Below are 15,598 nucleotides of genomic sequence, written 5' to 3' on the forward strand. Positions count from 1 at the left end.
GGTCCTGCACGATGAAAGAGAACGCTTCCGGTTCCGAACCGCTTTCCCGCCACGCCTTCCGGCTCGACCGTTCCTCGCTGAAAGCCGAATTCGGAGAGGGAATGAACGTTCGCTACGGACGTATGATACGAGAAAGGAGATTGTACGGTGCGGCGCTTGACCTGGCCGCCGACCCCGATCCGCAGGTGGCTTTCCGGGCTGCATGGGCCCTCGAGCAGGCCGTAACGGAAGCACCGCAGGAATTTCTGCCCTTTTCGGAGCGTATTCTGACCGATATCCGCCATACGACTGTTCCCGGCGTGCAGCGATCCTTTCTGAAAATAGTGCTCCTGCTGATACAGAAGAAACTGTTCCTTCCTGCCCCCGAAGAGCGGAATGCGCTCGTCACGGTCGCATTCGACCGTCTGATCGACCCGGCCGCACCGGTCGCCGTGCAGGCCCTTTCCGTCCGGTTGCTCGACCGTCTCTCGCCGCTGCCCGAATGGGCTCGGGAGGAATTCGGGGCGATCCTGCTCCGTCTCTCGCAGAGCCAGTCGCCCGGCCTCACGAACTGCAGCGCGAAAATGCTGAAAAAACGGAAACGATAAACCGCCCGGATACACACTTCCCCGTCCGGCCCGTCCGATGAAACGAAAAGATTTGGACGATTTCCCGTTTTTATTTCTATCTTTGTGCTGAATCTTAAGGGGTGCCCCGCCCGTGCGGAGCTGAGATCACACCCATCGAACCTGTGCGGGTAATGCCGCAGAGGGATTTTTACGGGAAACCGAAACAACCGGCGACTGCGGCCCCTGCCTTTGCCCAAGCACGAACAGTCATGGACAGCAAACTTTTCAACTTTCCGCAATTCTCCTCCCGCAAGATCGAAATACCGGGCACACTCCACGACATCCGCGTAGGCATGCGCGAAGTGGCGCTCCAGAACGGAGAGAAGATCGTACTGTACGATACCACCGGCCCTTACACCCGCGAAGGATACGTTCCCGACATCGAGCGCGGCCTTCCCCGGCTGAAAGAGGCGTGGCACCGTCCCGGCGAGGAGTTCCACACCCAGATGTGGTATGCCCGGCAGGGAATCGTCACCCCCGAAATGGAGTATGTGGCCATCCGCGAGAGCTGCGGCGATCCCGGCAGCGGCATCACACCGGAAACCGTAAGGCAGGACGTGGCGGCAGGACGCGCCGTAATTCCCTGCAACCGCAACCACCCGGAAGCCGAACCGATGATCATCGGCAGCCGCTACCTGGTGAAGATCAATGCCAACATCGGCAACTCGAAGCTCGGTTCCGGTTTGGACGAAGAGGTAGAAAAGGCCCTCTGGTCGGTGCGCTGGGGCGCCGACACGGTGATGGACCTCTCCACGGGCAGCAACATCCACGCCATCCGAGAGGCGATCCTCCGTAACACCCCCACCCCGATCGGCACCGTACCGATGTACCAGGCCCTCGAAAAGGCGGGCGGCCGCGTGGAGAAACTCACCTGGGAAATGTACCGCGACACGCTGATCGAACAGGCCGAACAGGGCGTGGACTACTTCACCATCCACGCCGGCATTCTCCGGCGCCACATACCGCTGGCGCTGGACCGCACCACGGGCATCGTCTCGAGAGGCGGGTCGATCATGGCCAAATGGATGAGCATCAACGACTGCGAAAGTTTCCTCTACACCCATTTCGAGGAGATCTGCGAGATCATGAAACGCTACGACATCGCCTTCTCGCTGGGCGACGGACTGCGTCCCGGGTCGCTGGCCGACGCCAACGACGCCGCCCAGTTCGGCGAACTGGAAACGCTGGGCGAGCTGACCCGCACGGCCTGGAAACACGACGTGCAGGTCATCATCGAGGGCCCGGGCCACGTACCGATGAACCGCATCAGGGAAAACATGGAACGGCAGGTGGAACAGTGCCACGGAGCGCCCTTCTACACGCTCGGCCCGCTGGTGTGCGACATCGGCGCGGGGTACGATCACGTCACGGCCGCGATCGGCGGGGCCATCATCGGGGCACTGGGCACGGCCATGCTCTGCTATGTCACCACGAAAGAACACCTGGCCCTTCCCAACCGCGACGACGTGCGCGAAGGGGTGGTCACTTTCAAGATCGCCGCCCACGCCGCCGACATAGCCAAGGGACATCCCGCCGCCATGGCCCGAGACAAGGCCATGAGCCGGGCCCGCTACGAATTCCGCTGGGCCGACCAGTTCAACCTGTCGCTCGACCCGGAACGCGCTGCCCGCATGCACCACGAGATGATTACCGACGGCGCCGACCACTGCGCCATGTGCGGCCCCGATTTCTGCGCCATGAAGATCACCCGCTCGATCGATGGCGACCCGAAAAAATAGACGGCACCTCATCCGAACCTCTTTACACACTAACCTAAATATCAAAACCATGAAGAAAAAATTCCTTGCAGAGATGACCGGAACGTTCGTCCTGGTACTGATGGGCTGCGGAGCCGCCGTATTCAACGGCGGACCGACCAGCGTGGCCGCCGTGCTGACCATCGCTTTCGCCTTCGGGCTCTCGGTCGTAGCCATGGCCTACGCGATCGGTTCCGTCAGCGGATGCCACATCAACCCGGCCATCACGCTGGGCGTATGGCTCAGCGGCCGGATGTCCGGCCGGGAAGCCGGCCTGTACATGGCGGCCCAGGTGATCGGCGCCGTGATCGCTTCGGCGGTCATCTGGCTGTTGGTCAACAGCGGCAACGTGTTCATCCCCGAAGAGGGGACCACGACCGGAGCGAACGGCTACGCCGAAGGAAACCTGATTCCGGCCCTGATCGCCGAAATCGCGTTCACCTTCATCTTCGTGCTGGTCGTCCTCGGCGTGACGGACGAAAAAGGCGGCAACCCTGCGCTGGCCGGCCTGGCTATCGGACTGACTCTCACACTGGTGCACATCGTCTGCATTCCCATCACCGGCACGTCGGTCAATCCCGCCCGCAGCATCGGTCCGGCCCTGTTTGCCGGCGGCGAGGCTCTCTCCCAGCTCTGGCTCTTCATCGTGGCGCCGCTTATCGGGGCCGCCCTCTCTGCCGGAGTGTGGAAAGCCCTGCGCTCCTGATCTTTCCGGAAAAAAGAACGGCCCGGTCTCGAAAGAGACCGGGCCGTTTCGCATACGGCAGACTTACGCCAACACCTTGATGACGCACTTTTTGATCCGTCCGTGACCTACCAGCGGAGCGTGCGCGTCGCCCGGGAAGAAGATGGAGAATTCGCCCGGCAACAGGGAGAAATAGGTGGAAGGCTTGTCGTCGTAGAAAAGAATATCCTTTTCCGCAGACATTTCGCCGCGCGGCGAAGCGCAGGCCTTTCGGTCCTTCCATCCGAAGCTCTCCTGTCCGGCCACAACCACCTGGATGTCAATGTACTTATCGTGTACCTCCAGCGCGGCCTGCTCGGGCGTTTTCAGATCGCGTTCCATGACCGACATGAAAATCTCCTTGCCGTCGATTTCGTACTTTCCCTCGGCGAGGGATGCCAGGTCGATCGTCTTCAGATAGGCGAACGCCTTGGCGAAACGGGGGTTGAGCGTGTTATAAAGCTCTCCGTTGGATAATGCATCGAATACCATAATCGTCTATTTTTAGGATTTGACTCCGGATTATCAAACAAAGTTAGGCAAATATTTCCGAAAATCCTTCCGCCCCGGGTCGTTTGACCCCTCCATTTTACCGTTTCACCGCCAGATATTGCCCGTTTCGGGTATTTTTCGTATTTTGCGGAAGTATTTTTACTACCCTACATCGACTACTATGGTACGCAAATCCAAGACCACCCTGTTGATCCTTATCCCCGTGATCGCCGTGGGCGCTATCGTATTGTACAACTACTTCACCTCGCAATCCCCCGAAGAACCCGATCCGGAACGCGCGGCGGCCGCCCAGGAGAAAGAGAACAAGGGCAAGAGCCGGGGCAACCGGGCCGTTCCCGTCACCGTTCACGTCGCCGATTTCATGAGGCTGGACGAAGGTATCCGCGCCGTCGGAACGCTCCTGCCCAACGAAGAGGTGGATATTTCGAGCGAAATCGCCGGAAAGGTCGAACGGATCACCTTCCAGGAGGGCACGCCCGTCAAAAAAGGCGACCTGCTGGTGAAGGTCAACGACGAAGACCTCCAGTCCCAACTCAAACGGGCTGTGTTCCAGCGCGACCTGCTTAAGGAGAAGCTGGGGCGTAACCGCATCCTGCTCGAAAAGGACGCCATCAGCCGCGAGGCGTTCGACCAGATCGAAACCGACTACAACATGGTCGAAGCCGACATCCAGCTGCTCCAGGTCAAGATCGACAAGACAGAAATCCGCGCCCCGTTCGACGGCGTGATCGGTTTCCGCTACATCAGCCTCGGCAGCTATCTGCAACCCAATACGCTGGTGGCCAGGCTGGTGGACTACTCGAAACTGAAAGTGGAATTCTCCATTCCCGAAAAATACCACCACGCTTCCCGCGTGGGTTCGCCCATCAGTTTCACGACCGAAGGGAACAAGACGGTCAATCGGGCCACGATCTACGCCATCGACCCGAAAGTGGACGAAAAGACCCGTACGGTCTCCATGAGAGCCCTCTTCGACAACAGTTCGATGCAGTTGCTGCCCGGTATGTTCGCCAGCGTGACCACGGGCCAGAAAACAGGCTCCACGCTCCAGATACCGACCGAAGCGATCGTTCCCGAAGCCGACCATAAAAAGGTCTGGGTCGTGCGGAATAATCATGCCGTATCGGTTCCGGTCACCACGGGCGTGCGCGGCGAGACGACAGTGGAGGTCACCGAGGGCCTCAGCAAAGGCGACAGCGTGATCGTGACCGGCCTGCTCCAGATCCGCGAAAACTCCCCGCTTCAAATCACCAACTGATTCCGACCCACTCCGAAAACCCATCCTAAGCAAAACAACCTGCCATGAGTCTTGCCTCTGTCTGCATAAAACGACCGGTACTGGCCACGGTGCTCAACATTTTCGTCCTGATCATCGGCTTTATCGGTTTCACGTTTCTCGGCGTGCGGGACTACCCGAGCGTCGATCCGCCGATCATCTCCGTGCGCACCACCTTTTCGGGGGCCAACGCGGACGTGATCGAGACCCAGATCACCGAACCCCTCGAAGCCTCGATCAACGGCATCCCGGGTATCCGCTCCATCTCGAGCGTCAGTTCCGACGGAACGAGCTACATTTCCGTGGAGTTCAACATCGAGGTCGATTTGGAAACGGCCGCCAACGACGTGCGTAACAAGGTGTCCGAAGCCCAGCGCAAGCTGCCCGCCGACGTCGATCCGCCCGTGGTGACCAAAGCCGATGCCGACGCCGAACCCATTTACAGCGTCACGCTCGAAAGCGAAAGCCGCTCGATCATCGACCTGAGCGAATACGCCGAAGTCAACTTCAAGGAGCGCCTGCAAACCATTCCGGGCGTCTCGTCGGTCGACGTGCGCGGTTCGCGGCGCATGTCGATCCGTCTGAAGATGGACCCCATGCTGCTGGCAGCCTACGGGCTCACCCCGATGGACGTGCGCGACGCCGTCACCCGAGAGAACATCGAACTTCCGGCCGGCCGCATCGAAGGCGACAACACGGAGCTCATCATCCGCACGCTGGGCCGACTGGAGACCATCGACGACTTCAACAACCTGATCATCTCCCAGGACGGGGAGCGCGTAGTGCGTTTCTCGGACGTGGGCGAAGCCATCATCGAGGCCCAGAACACCCGTTCGATCCTCAAACGCAACGGCGTGACGATGGTCTCCTGCATGCTGATCCCCCAGCCGGGAGCCAACTACATCACGATCGTCGACAATGCCGTCAAAGGCATCGAACAGATCAAGAAGGACCTTCCGGAAGATATCGTCATCCGCACCGGTTTCGACAATACGAAGTTCATCCGCCAGTCGATCAACGAGGTGCAGCATACCATCGTCGAGGCGTTCGTGCTGGTGGTGCTCATCATCTTCCTCTTCCTGCGCACGTGGCGCACCACGCTGATCCCCGTGCTGGCCATCCCCGTCTCGCTGATCGGAGCCTTCTTCATCATGTACATCTGCGGGTTCTCGATCAACATCCTCACCCTGCTGGCCATCGTGCTGGCTATCGGACTGGTGGTCGACGACGCCATCGTGGTCATGGAGAACATCTATTCGAAGATCGAACAGGGCATGGACCCCGAGGAGGCCGGTATCAAGGGGACGCAGGAGATATTCTTCGCCGTCATCTCCACCACCGTGGCTCTGGTGGCCGTGTTCTTCCCGATCGTCTTCCTGCAGGGCGTCACGGGCCGCCTGTTCCGCGAGTTCAGTCTCGTGATCGCCGGCGCCGTGGTGATCTCGGCATTCGTGGCGCTCACCTTCACCCCGATGATCACGGTGAAGATGCTCAGCGGCTCCTCCACCCAGGGAAAACTCTACCGCATCACGGAGCCTTTCTTCACGGGTCTCACCAACTTCTACAAACGGGCCCTGCTCGGTTTCCTCAGACGGCGCTGGGTAGCCGTCGTCATCCTCGTGGTAACGCTGGGCGTCGTCGGATGGCTCTGGACCCAGATTCCCTCCGAGATGGCCCCGCTCGAGGACCGGTCCCAGCTGAAGGCCACGTCGACCGCCCCGGAAGGCACGTCGTACGACTACATGCTGGCCTATACCGACCGTGTGACCGACACCATCAACAAATACGTCCCCGAACAGGACGGCGGCCACCTGGCCATGGTGGGCATGCGGAACACGGTGAACAGCTCGAACTTCACGATCATCCTCAAGGATGCCGACCAGCGGGAACGCACCCAGCAGGAGATCGCGGCCGACTTGACGCCCCGCCTCTCGAAGATGACCGGGGCCCGCACGATCGTCTCCCAGCAGCAGACCTTCGGAAACCAGAAGGGAGGCCTCCCCGTTCAGTACGTGTTGCAGGCCCAGAGCCTGGACGACATGCGGGAAGCGCTGCCCCGCTTCATGAACGAAGTGTCGGCCAGCCCGGTCTTCTCCGTTTCGGACGTCAACCTAAAATTCACCAAACCGGAGCTCACGGTCAGCATCAACCGAGACCGGGCCGCCACGATGGGCGTGACGGTCCAGAACATCGCCGAAACACTCCAGTTGGCCATGAGCGAACAGCGTATCGGCTACTACATCCGCAACGGCAAGCAGTACGAAATCCTCAGCATGTTCGACCGGCCCAGCCGGAGCAAACCGACCGACCTGGCGGGCATCTACGTCCGTAACGACAAGGGCGAGCTGATCCAGCTCGACAACTTCGTCACGCTGACCGAAAGCAGCACTCCGCCCAAGCTCTACCACTACAACCGTTTCGTATCGGCCACCGTATCGGCGGACATGGTCAAGGGCAAGACGCTGGGCGACGGCCTGGAAGAGATGGACCGCATTGCGAAAAAGGTGCTCGACGACACGTTCAGCACCACGCTCAGCGGTAACTCGAAAGACTTCGTCGAGAGTTCTTCGAGCCTGATCTTCGCCTTCTCGCTGGCCCTGATCCTGATCTATCTGGTGCTGGCCGCCCAGTTCGAGAGTTTCCGCGACCCGCTCATCATCATGCTCACCGTGCCGCTGGCCCTGATCGGAGCCCTGCTGTCGATGTACCTCTTCTCGCAGACGATGAACATTTTCAGCCAGATCGGTATCATCATGCTGATCGGACTGGTGACCAAGAACGGTATCCTGATCGTCGAGTTCGCCAACCAGCGCAAGGAACACGGACTTTCGGTGCACGATGCCATCACGGATGCGGCCGTATCGCGTCTGCGCCCGATCCTGATGACCTCGCTGGCGACCATCCTGGGCATCCTCCCGATGGCTGTCTCCACGGGTGCCGGCTCGGAGAGCCGCATCGCCATGGGTATCACGGTCGTGGGCGGCATGATCTGCGCCACGTTCCTCACCCTGTTCGTCATCCCCGCCATTTACAGTTACCTCAGCCACAGCAACAAATCGGAAAAACAATCATGATCCGCCAAACGATATCCGCCCTTTTCATCTTCGGTCTCGCACTCGGTTCCGTCCGTGCGGAAAATCCCGGACAGCAGCCCGGAGTGCCCCTCACGCTGAACGATCTGCTGCAACACATGCAGCCCGAACCCCCTTCGCCCGACACGAAACTGCTGTCGCTGGAAGAGTGTCTGAAAGAGGCCATCGAGGGAAACTACGCGGTCAAGATCGCCCGGAACGAACAGGAGATCGCCCGGAACAACCACACTCCGGCCCCCTTCCTGCCCGTACTCTCGGCCGGGCTCGACCAAAGCCAGGACCGGCTCTCCAACCGGGACGTCTACCGGGGCGGAGAACCCGCCGTCAAACAGGATTACGTGGCCAACACCTACACGGCCGACCTGTCGCTCGACTGGCGCCTGTTCGACGGAATGTCGATGTTCGCCACCTATGACACCCAGAAGGAGCTGCTCAAGGCAGGAGAACTCAATCTGAGGGGAAACATCGAAAGCCTCGTATCGGACATCTCGGAGCAATACTATTACATCGTCACCGAGCAAAACCGGCTGGAAGCCGCCAAACTGTACCTGGCCATCTCCACCCTGCGGTACAACCAGGCGCTGGAGAAATACAACATCGGCAGCATCTCCGGTCTGGAGATGAAACAGGCTAAAATCGACCTGAACGCCGACAGTTCGAAGCTGGTGCTCCAGCAGGAGATCATCCGCAACGCCTATATCACCCTGTACGAGATGATGAACGTCGACCTGAAAACCAAGGCGCAACTGTGCGATACGATCACCCCGAACGGCCAGCTTTCGCTGGAAGTGCTGCGGACGGAAGCCATGGACCGCAACACTTCGGTCCTGCTGGCCCGCTCCGGACAGCGCGTATCGGAACTCGACCTGAAAATCGCCCGTTCGTCGCGTTACCCCACCCTCGACTTCACGGCGGCCTACCGGTTCGACCACAGTGCCAGCGGGAAACTGGCGCCCCGTTTCAGCCAGCTGCACGGCGCCACATGGGGTTTCACGGCCTCGATCAAACTCTTCGACAGACTGGAAACCAACCGCAAGATCAAAAACGCCAAACTCGAACTGGACAACAGCGAGCTCACGCTTCAACAGACCCAACTCGGCGTCACCAGCGAAATTTCGCGCCTGTTCAATACCTACCGCAAGAATTTCATGATGATCGGTTTCGAGCAGGAATCGGCCGACGCGGCACTGGCCAATCTCGACGCAGCGATGGAGATGTACCGGCTGGGCACCATGTCGGGTATCGAGTTCCGGGAAATCCAGCGCAGCTACCTGGAAGCCGTCGAGCGGAAACTCGACGCCGTTTACCAGGCGAAAATATCGGAAATCAATCTGCGATACCTCTCCGGCGGCATCCTGCAATAAGATGGCAGCGGGGAGGGGCACTTTACCGCCACACGACAAAGGCCGGATCGACATCCGGCCTTTGTCATCTCCGACGATCGCCCCCGGAACACCCTCCGCAAAGATGCACCGTAACCGCCTACGGCCGCGGTCCGGGCAGTTTCAGCCGCACCAGCACCGGATTGTGGTCCGACCGGTCGGAGGGAGGAGTGGAGTAACTGAGCGTCTCCAACTCGGGGGAATGCAACACGTAATCGATCCGGAACAGATTGAAAAATCCTCGGTAGGTGTTGGTCATACCGTGCCCCTTCTCGCTGAAGGCGTCCGACAGACCGCCTCGGATCGTATGATAGGCATAGGACATCGGCGTATCGTTGAAATCGCCGCACACGATCACCGGGTAGGGGCTCGAAGCGATCAACGGAGCCAGCGAATCGGCCTGCCGGGCCCGTATCTTGTAATTCTCCCGTAGTTTGTGAACGATATTGCGCACCCGCTCCTTTTTCGCTTCGCTGTCGCTCTGCATGAACTCGGGCGTAGTGATGAAATCGCGGTCGGAAGAGTTGATCGAAGTGGTTTGCAGATGGTTGTTGAACAGCCGGAGCGTATCGCCCTTACGCACCGCCACGTCGGCCCAGAGCGAGGAGTTGGTCGAATGTTCGAAATCCACATGGCCCGACCGGACCACCGGATAGCGGCTGTAAATGGCCAGCCCCCAGCCATGTCCCGGAGTGCCCGACACCTTGTAGTTCACCACCCGGTAGGGAAGCGCCCCCAGCAGGCTGTCGATCTCCCGGGCCGGGGCCTTGGGAGTCGACTGGTACTCCTGGATAAAGAGCAGATCGGGAGCCAGCGAGTCGATGAAGGAGACCGTCTCCCGCATGTTGGAAACGTGACGGGGGTCCTCCCGGCTCAGGAATCCCATCACATTGTAACTGACCACCGTCAGAGCCGCCTCATCGGACGGTTCCACATAACGCTTGCTCAACACGGGCCGGAAAAAGGAGGAGATCCCCCCGATTCCCGTCAGCAGTACGGTCAGCGGAATGAAGGCGTAAGCCCTCCAGCGGAGTACCCAGTAGAGCAGCAGAACCACATTCACGATATAGAAGACCGGGGCCGCCAGCCCCAGGAAAGCGAATATCCAGACATCGTTGGGATTGACATAGCGGGCCAGATAGGCGAGCAGGAGAACGGCGGCACAGATCACGGTAGCGATCAGCAGGACATAATCCAGCAAATTCATCCCTCTCCGCCGGGATTCCGCCCCACGGTCCTTTCTGCCGTAGTCTCCGTAATTTCGTCTCATGACCGACAGCCTTTCCGGAACGCATCCTCCATGCCGGCACACCGGCACGGTTCCGTCAATAATAGATCACCCTTTTGTATTTCCACCACCTCAGCAACAGATATCCCCACAGCATGCCTCCCACATGGGCGAAATGGGCGACGTTACCGCCCGAATTCGAAATGCCCAGAAAGAGTTCGAGCACACCGTAACCTATCACGAAATATTTGGCCTTGATCGGAATCGGAGGAATCAGCAGCATGATAACGCTGTTGGGATGCATCATGCCGAAAGCCAGCAACACGCCGAAAACGGCGCCCGAAGCCCCCACCGTCACCACGTTGACCCGGCTCACCAGCGCACGCACCAGATCGGGCTGCGCCCCGTACTCGGCGATAGCCCCGTGAATCCGGGAAATTTCGATCCAGCTTACGCCCAGGTGCAGCAGGGCCGCACCGATTCCCGTCGCCATATAGTAGATCAGAAAACGTTTGCCTCCCAGATCGTACTCCAGCACCCGGCCGAACATCCACAGGGCGAACATATTCATGAACAGGTGCGAGAAATTGGCATGCAGGAACATGTGGGTCACCACCTGGTAGAGGCGGAAATTGCTGCTTTCCCAGAAATAGAGGCCCAGTTTCTGTTCGATCATCCATCCGATGTCGCCCGGCAGCAGCGCCGTGGCCATGAAAAAGAGGCAGTTGACAATAATCAGGTTTAGCACCACGGGGGGCGTCGAAAAATATCCGGTCGGTCTGAACATATCGTTCTTCTATTTAAGTCTTTTCCTTATTTCGCTCTCCGGGATCACCGTCATCACGGGACGTCCCGAAGGAGTGTAACAACTGTTGCCGCAGGCGGCCAGCGAAGAGAGCAGCTCTTCCAGCTCCTCCTCTCCGAGATTCCTGCTCAGGGCCGAAGCCCCGTTGCGCGACATGATGGAGGCCAGCCGGCCGCGGCGCAGCTCTCCGGGGGAACGGGTCTCCTCACGCAGCCCGTCGAGCAGTTCGAACAGCAGGTCGCCCACCGCCGACGAGGTGAAATCGGCAGGAACGCCGGTTACCTCCACCCAAAGCTCATCCTGCCCGAACTCCAGATCGAAACCGAACGAGACGAAGTCGTCCCGGTACAGTTTCATCAGATTGTAGTCGTCGATCGAAAGAGGTATCCGTTCCGGAAAGAGCAACTGCTGCGTGGCGCTGCTCCCGCTGCCCAGCATGAGCATATAACGGTCGTAGAGCACCGCTTCGTATGCCCTGCGGATATCGACCACCGCCACCCCGTCACCCACCGTGGCGACGGCGTATCCCTGCCCCAGCCGGATCGCCGGACCGAACGCACAGCCGCTCTCGATCTCGAGCAACCCCTGCTGCGCCTCATCCCCCGAAATAAACTCCATCAGTTGGGGGTCGGGAAACTCCTCCGCCTCTCCGGCAGCAACGGGATAGGCCACTCCGGACGGTTCCGGTTCCTCCCCGGACCTTCCTCCGGACATCCCCCTTTCCGAAACCGCATATCCGCCGGCACTCCCCGAACAGTCGGCCACCCGGGAAACCCGGCCGCTGCCCGACACCGAACCGTAATCCTCGTTGAACGGATTGAAATCGGGATTGGGCGCCACCTCCGGCGAGCGGACGGGCGCATCTTTCCGGCATACGGGAATTTCCACCGACATATCGGCATCGAAATCCATCATCGGCACCATGCCCAGTTTGCCGAGGCTTTCACGCACGGCGGCGTTGATGATCTGCCAGACGGCATTGTTGTCGTCGAACTTGATCTCGATCTTCTGGGGATGTACGTTCACGTCGATCCGCTCAGGGTCGATCTTCAGGTAGAGGAAATAGGAGGGCTGCGTTCCGGCAGGAATCAGCTTCTCGTAGGCCTGCAGGATCGCCTTGTGGAAATAGGCGCTCTTGAAATAGCGCCCGTTCACGAAAAGGAACTGGTCCCGGTTGGTCTGCTTGCTGGCCGAAGGACGGCCCACGAATCCCGACACCTGCACGATCGTGGTGTCGGCCCCCACTTCGAGCAGGTTATTGGCAATATGTTTGCCGATCACCCCCACGATCCGCTGGCGGAGCGACGAGGGCGGCAGGTTATAGACGGGAGCGTCGTTGTTGTAGAGCAGGAACGCGGTTTCGGGATGGCAGAGCGCCACCCGCTGGAACTCGGCCGTGATGTGGCGGGCTTCGGTGGAACTCTTGTCCAGGAAACGGCGCCGGGCCGGAACGTTGTAGAACAGATTGCGCACCAGGAACTGCGTACCCGGCGGGCAGCTGACCACCTCCTGACTGCGGAACGCTCCTCCGGCGATATCCACGGCCGTTCCCAATTCATCCTCGTGCGGCCGGGTACGCAGCTGCACCTCGGCCACCGCCGCGATCGAAGCGAGCGCCTCGCCCCGGAAACCGAACGTGGAGAGGGAGTAGATATCGTCCACCCGCGTGATCTTGCTGGTGGCATGACGGTCGAAAGCCAGCCGCGCATCGAGGGGCGACATGCCGCAGCCGTCGTCCACCACCTGGATCATCTCTTTGCCTCCGTCCCGGAAATTGACGGTCACGCTGCGGGCCCCGGCGTCCACAGCATTCTCCATCATCTCCTTGACGACAGACGCAGGACGGTTGACCACCTCGCCGGCGGCGATCTGGTTGGAAACGGAATCGGGCAGCAGTCTGATACGGTCTGACATGGATGGCGGCAGGAATTATGCGGTCACAATGATCCAGATCACGATGGCGACCAGCATCACCAGCGCGGCAACCGAACGCATCATCTTGCGCCGGCTGGCCTCCTCGTGATGGGAAATGGAGCGGCGCCGGATGCCTCCCCGTATGTACTGCCCCGGCTTGTATTCCCGGTGTTCCCCCTCGAGCGGAGACTCGGCGTCTTCGCCGAGCAGTTCTTTCCGCCGCTGCTCGCGGGCCTCCTGCACGGGATCGTAGTGCAAGGGCCTGTACTCGAACTGGCGCGGCTTGCGTCTGAATGCTCCAAAACCTAACATACTTTTTCGTCTTATCGTTACAAAGATAGATATAATTGGCGAGATTGAGAAATCGCACGGTCCCGCCTCCCGGCAATTCTTCCGGATACGCCTTCGGCGGATCGTATTCCGGAGACTTTCCCGAAAAAACCGTTCCCGCCTCGGCAGCGGGGCGGGAACGGCGGCAAATGATCGGAATCCTACCGGAAGAAACTGCGCATCCGGTCGAAAATATTCTCTCTGGAAGCCCCTTCGGCACTTCGGAAACTCGGTCCCTGGGAGAGCTGTTCCACCAGCTTCTTCTCCTCGGCAGTGAGCTTGGCGGGAACCGCCACGTCGATCACCACGAGAATATCGCCCCGGCCGTAGCCGTTCACGTCGGGCAGCCCCTTTCCCTTGAGCCGGAGCACCTTCCCCGCATGGGTCCCGGGGTCGATCTTGATCTTCACGCGGGAATCCACCGTGGGCACCTCCACGGCACCTCCCAGCAGGGCCGTCGGCACCGTGATATTGAGATTGTAGATCAAATCGTTGCCGTCCCGTACGAAATTGGGGTCCTTCTCCTCCTCGATCAGCACCAGCAGGTCGCCGTTCACCCCTCCGTGGTGGGCCGCATTACCCTTGCCGCTCACAGAGAGCTGCATGCCTTCGCCCACACCGGCCGGAATCTTGATCTCGATCACGTCCTCGCCCTTGAGCGTTCCGTCGCCGTGGCACTTGGGACACGGCTCGGTCACCACCTTGCCCTCGCCGTGACAGGTGGGACAGGTCTGCGTACTCTGCGTACGGCCGAAAAAGGTGTTGACCACTTGTGTCACATAACCCGAACCGTTGCAGGTGGGACACGTCTTGAAGGCGCTGCTGTCCTTCGCCCCGCTGCCTCCGCAACGGTCGCACTGATTCAGTTTATTGATTTTCAGCTTCTTGGCCGTTCCGTTAGCGATCTCCTTGAGGGTCAGTTTGACCTTGATGCGCAGATCGGAACCCCGGTTCACCCGCTGCTGCCCGCCTCCGCCGAAACCGCCGAAGCCGCCCGAGAAGCCGCCGCCGGAAAAGTGTCCGCCGAAAATGTCGCCGAACTGGCTGAAAATGTCCTCCATCGTGAAGCCGCCCGAGAAACCGCCGCCTCCGCCGAAACCGCCCGCACCGCTCATGCCTTCGTGGCCGAACTGGTCGTAACGGGCCTTCTTGTCGGGATTGCTCAGCACGTCGTACGCCTCGGCAGCCTCCTTGAACTTCTCCTCGGCCTCCTTGTTGCCGGGATTCTTGTCTGGGTGGTACTGGATGGCCGCCTTGCGGTACGCCTTCTTGATCTCGTCGGCGCTCGCGTCGCGGGAAACCCCCAATACCTCGTAGTAATCTCTTTTCGCTGCCATACCGTTATTCTCCTACCACCACCTTCGCGTAGCGGACCACTTTATCCTTGAGTTTGTATCCTTTCTGCACCACATCGATGATCTTGCCCTTCTTGGCCTCGTCTTCCACGGGCACCTTGGCCACCGCCTCGTGCAGATCGGTGTCCAGCGGCAGGCCGATCGCCTCGATCTCCGAAACGCCCTTGCTGCGGAGCGTGCTTTCGAGTTTCTGGGCGATCAGACGCACGCCCTCGCGCAGCGCCTCCACGTCCTTGGCGTTCTCCACGGCCAGCAGGGCGCGGTCCAGGTCGTCCACGATGACCAGCACCGATTTGATGACATCCTCGCCGCCCGCTGCGATCAGATCCATCTTCTCGCGCAGGGTGCGTTTGCGGTAATTGTCGAATTCAGCCGACAGACGCAGGTATTTGTCCTTCCACTGGGCAGCCTCGGCTGCGGCGGCCTCTTCTGCCAAAGGTGCCGATTTGTCACGGCCTTCTTCCGCCTCGTCTGCCACATTGACACACGGCTCGCCGTCGCAGTTGGGGTACGCTTCGCCCTGCACGAACGAATCATCCTCGACAACCGTTTGGCTGTCAGCCTTTTTGTTTTTCATTTTCTCCTTGTTTTTATCTTTTGCCATAGCGTTTGGT

General features: G+C 59.9%; 13 protein-coding genes. 6 read left to right on the forward strand and 7 right to left on the reverse strand.

What is annotated here, in order from left to right:
• The first annotated feature begins 11 nt into the window (after positions 1–11).
• The 3 genes from INF32_RS06785 to INF32_RS06795 all read left to right on the forward strand — a co-directional run bounded on the left by INF32_RS06785 (position 12) and on the right by INF32_RS06795 (position 3,071).
• Positions 12–587, forward strand: a complete 576-nt coding sequence (locus INF32_RS06785; protein ID WP_226387600.1) for a hypothetical protein — start codon at positions 12–14, stop codon at positions 585–587.
• A 230-nt stretch (positions 588–817) separates the two neighbouring features.
• Entirely contained in the window at positions 818–2,347 is a 1,530-nt protein-coding gene (gene thiC, locus INF32_RS06790) for a phosphomethylpyrimidine synthase ThiC (protein ID WP_226387601.1), read from the forward strand.
• 49 nt (positions 2,348–2,396) lie between these two features.
• The gene (locus tag INF32_RS06795) at positions 2,397–3,071 is read left to right on the forward strand and encodes an aquaporin (RefSeq protein ID WP_226387602.1); all 675 of its coding nucleotides are present in this window, start codon (positions 2,397–2,399) and stop codon (positions 3,069–3,071) included.
• A gap of 63 nt (positions 3,072–3,134) precedes the next feature.
• On the opposite strand, the gene INF32_RS06800 is transcribed toward INF32_RS06795, so the two are convergent.
• Positions 3,135–3,581, reverse strand: coding sequence for a YhcH/YjgK/YiaL family protein (locus INF32_RS06800; protein ID WP_226387603.1), 447 nt, complete (start codon positions 3,579–3,581; stop codon positions 3,135–3,137).
• Between the two features lie 181 nt (positions 3,582–3,762).
• On the opposite strand from INF32_RS06800, the gene INF32_RS06805 reads away from it, so the two are divergent.
• From INF32_RS06805 to INF32_RS06815, 3 genes are read left to right on the forward strand one after another with little or no spacing between them, the layout of a single operon-like run.
• Positions 3,763–4,860, forward strand: a complete 1,098-nt coding sequence (locus tag INF32_RS06805; RefSeq protein ID WP_226387604.1) for an efflux RND transporter periplasmic adaptor subunit — start codon at positions 3,763–3,765, stop codon at positions 4,858–4,860.
• A gap of 44 nt (positions 4,861–4,904) precedes the next feature.
• Positions 4,905–7,952, forward strand: coding sequence for an efflux RND transporter permease subunit (locus INF32_RS06810; protein WP_226387605.1), 3,048 nt, complete (start codon positions 4,905–4,907; stop codon positions 7,950–7,952).
• Positions 7,949–9,334: a TolC family protein gene (locus tag INF32_RS06815; RefSeq protein WP_226387606.1), complete on the forward strand. Its 1,386-nt coding sequence runs from the start codon at positions 7,949–7,951 to the stop codon at positions 9,332–9,334. The genes INF32_RS06810 and INF32_RS06815 overlap by 4 nt, the downstream gene beginning before the upstream one ends.
• 118 nt (positions 9,335–9,452) lie before the next feature.
• Here the strand turns inward: INF32_RS06815 and INF32_RS06820 are convergent, their stop codons facing one another.
• The 6 genes from INF32_RS06820 to INF32_RS06845 all read right to left on the reverse strand — a co-directional run bounded on the left by INF32_RS06820 (position 9,453) and on the right by INF32_RS06845 (position 15,588).
• Entirely contained in the window at positions 9,453–10,622 is a 1,170-nt protein-coding gene (locus INF32_RS06820; RefSeq protein WP_226387607.1) for an endonuclease/exonuclease/phosphatase family protein, read from the reverse strand.
• Between the two features lie 55 nt (positions 10,623–10,677).
• Positions 10,678–11,367 (reverse strand): rhomboid family intramembrane serine protease, encoded by a 690-nt coding sequence (locus INF32_RS06825; RefSeq protein WP_226387608.1) that lies wholly within the window; start codon positions 11,365–11,367, stop codon positions 10,678–10,680.
• Positions 11,368–11,376: 9 nt separating this feature from the next.
• Positions 11,377–13,299, reverse strand: coding sequence for a DNA mismatch repair endonuclease MutL (gene mutL / locus INF32_RS06830; protein WP_226387609.1), 1,923 nt, complete (start codon positions 13,297–13,299; stop codon positions 11,377–11,379).
• A gap of 15 nt (positions 13,300–13,314) precedes the next feature.
• Positions 13,315–13,611, reverse strand: coding sequence for a hypothetical protein (locus tag INF32_RS06835; RefSeq protein WP_226387610.1), 297 nt, complete (start codon positions 13,609–13,611; stop codon positions 13,315–13,317).
• A gap of 179 nt (positions 13,612–13,790) precedes the next feature.
• Positions 13,791–14,966, reverse strand: coding sequence for a molecular chaperone DnaJ (dnaJ, locus tag INF32_RS06840; RefSeq protein ID WP_226387611.1), 1,176 nt, complete (start codon positions 14,964–14,966; stop codon positions 13,791–13,793).
• A gap of 4 nt (positions 14,967–14,970) precedes the next feature.
• Positions 14,971–15,588 carry a nucleotide exchange factor GrpE gene (locus INF32_RS06845; protein ID WP_226387612.1) on the reverse strand — a complete coding sequence of 206 codons (618 nt, stop codon included), beginning with the start codon at positions 15,586–15,588 and terminating at the stop codon, positions 14,971–14,973.
• Between the last annotated feature and the right edge of the window lie 10 nt (positions 15,589–15,598).

This window comes from Gallalistipes aquisgranensis, assembly GCF_014982715.1.
Lineage (GTDB): Bacteria > Bacteroidota > Bacteroidia > Bacteroidales > Rikenellaceae > Gallalistipes > Gallalistipes aquisgranensis.

Excerpts from the sequence above, each read along its gene's own strand:
- INF32_RS06815 (WP_226387606.1), top strand. The coding sequence starts at position 7,949 with ATGATCCGCCAAACGATATCCGCCCTTTTCATCTTCGGTCTCGCACTC.
- thiC (WP_226387601.1), top strand. The coding sequence starts at position 818 with ATGGACAGCAAACTTTTCAACTTTCCGCAATTCTCCTCCCGCAAGATC.
- mutL (WP_226387609.1), bottom strand. The coding sequence starts at position 13,299 with ATGTCAGACCGTATCAGACTGCTGCCCGATTCCGTTTCCAACCAGATC.
- INF32_RS06845 (WP_226387612.1), bottom strand. The coding sequence starts at position 15,588 with ATGGCAAAAGATAAAAACAAGGAGAAAATGAAAAACAAAAAGGCTGAC.
- dnaJ (WP_226387611.1), bottom strand. The coding sequence starts at position 14,966 with ATGGCAGCGAAAAGAGATTACTACGAGGTATTGGGGGTTTCCCGCGAC.
- INF32_RS06820 (WP_226387607.1), bottom strand. The coding sequence starts at position 10,622 with ATGAGACGAAATTACGGAGACTACGGCAGAAAGGACCGTGGGGCGGAA.
- INF32_RS06825 (WP_226387608.1), bottom strand. The coding sequence starts at position 11,367 with ATGTTCAGACCGACCGGATATTTTTCGACGCCCCCCGTGGTGCTAAAC.
- INF32_RS06805 (WP_226387604.1), top strand. The coding sequence starts at position 3,763 with ATGGTACGCAAATCCAAGACCACCCTGTTGATCCTTATCCCCGTGATC.
- INF32_RS06835 (WP_226387610.1), bottom strand. The coding sequence starts at position 13,611 with ATGTTAGGTTTTGGAGCATTCAGACGCAAGCCGCGCCAGTTCGAGTAC.
- INF32_RS06800 (WP_226387603.1), bottom strand. The coding sequence starts at position 3,581 with ATGGTATTCGATGCATTATCCAACGGAGAGCTTTATAACACGCTCAAC.
- INF32_RS06810 (WP_226387605.1), top strand. The coding sequence starts at position 4,905 with ATGAGTCTTGCCTCTGTCTGCATAAAACGACCGGTACTGGCCACGGTG.
- INF32_RS06785 (WP_226387600.1), top strand. The coding sequence starts at position 12 with ATGAAAGAGAACGCTTCCGGTTCCGAACCGCTTTCCCGCCACGCCTTC.
- INF32_RS06795 (WP_226387602.1), top strand. The coding sequence starts at position 2,397 with ATGAAGAAAAAATTCCTTGCAGAGATGACCGGAACGTTCGTCCTGGTA.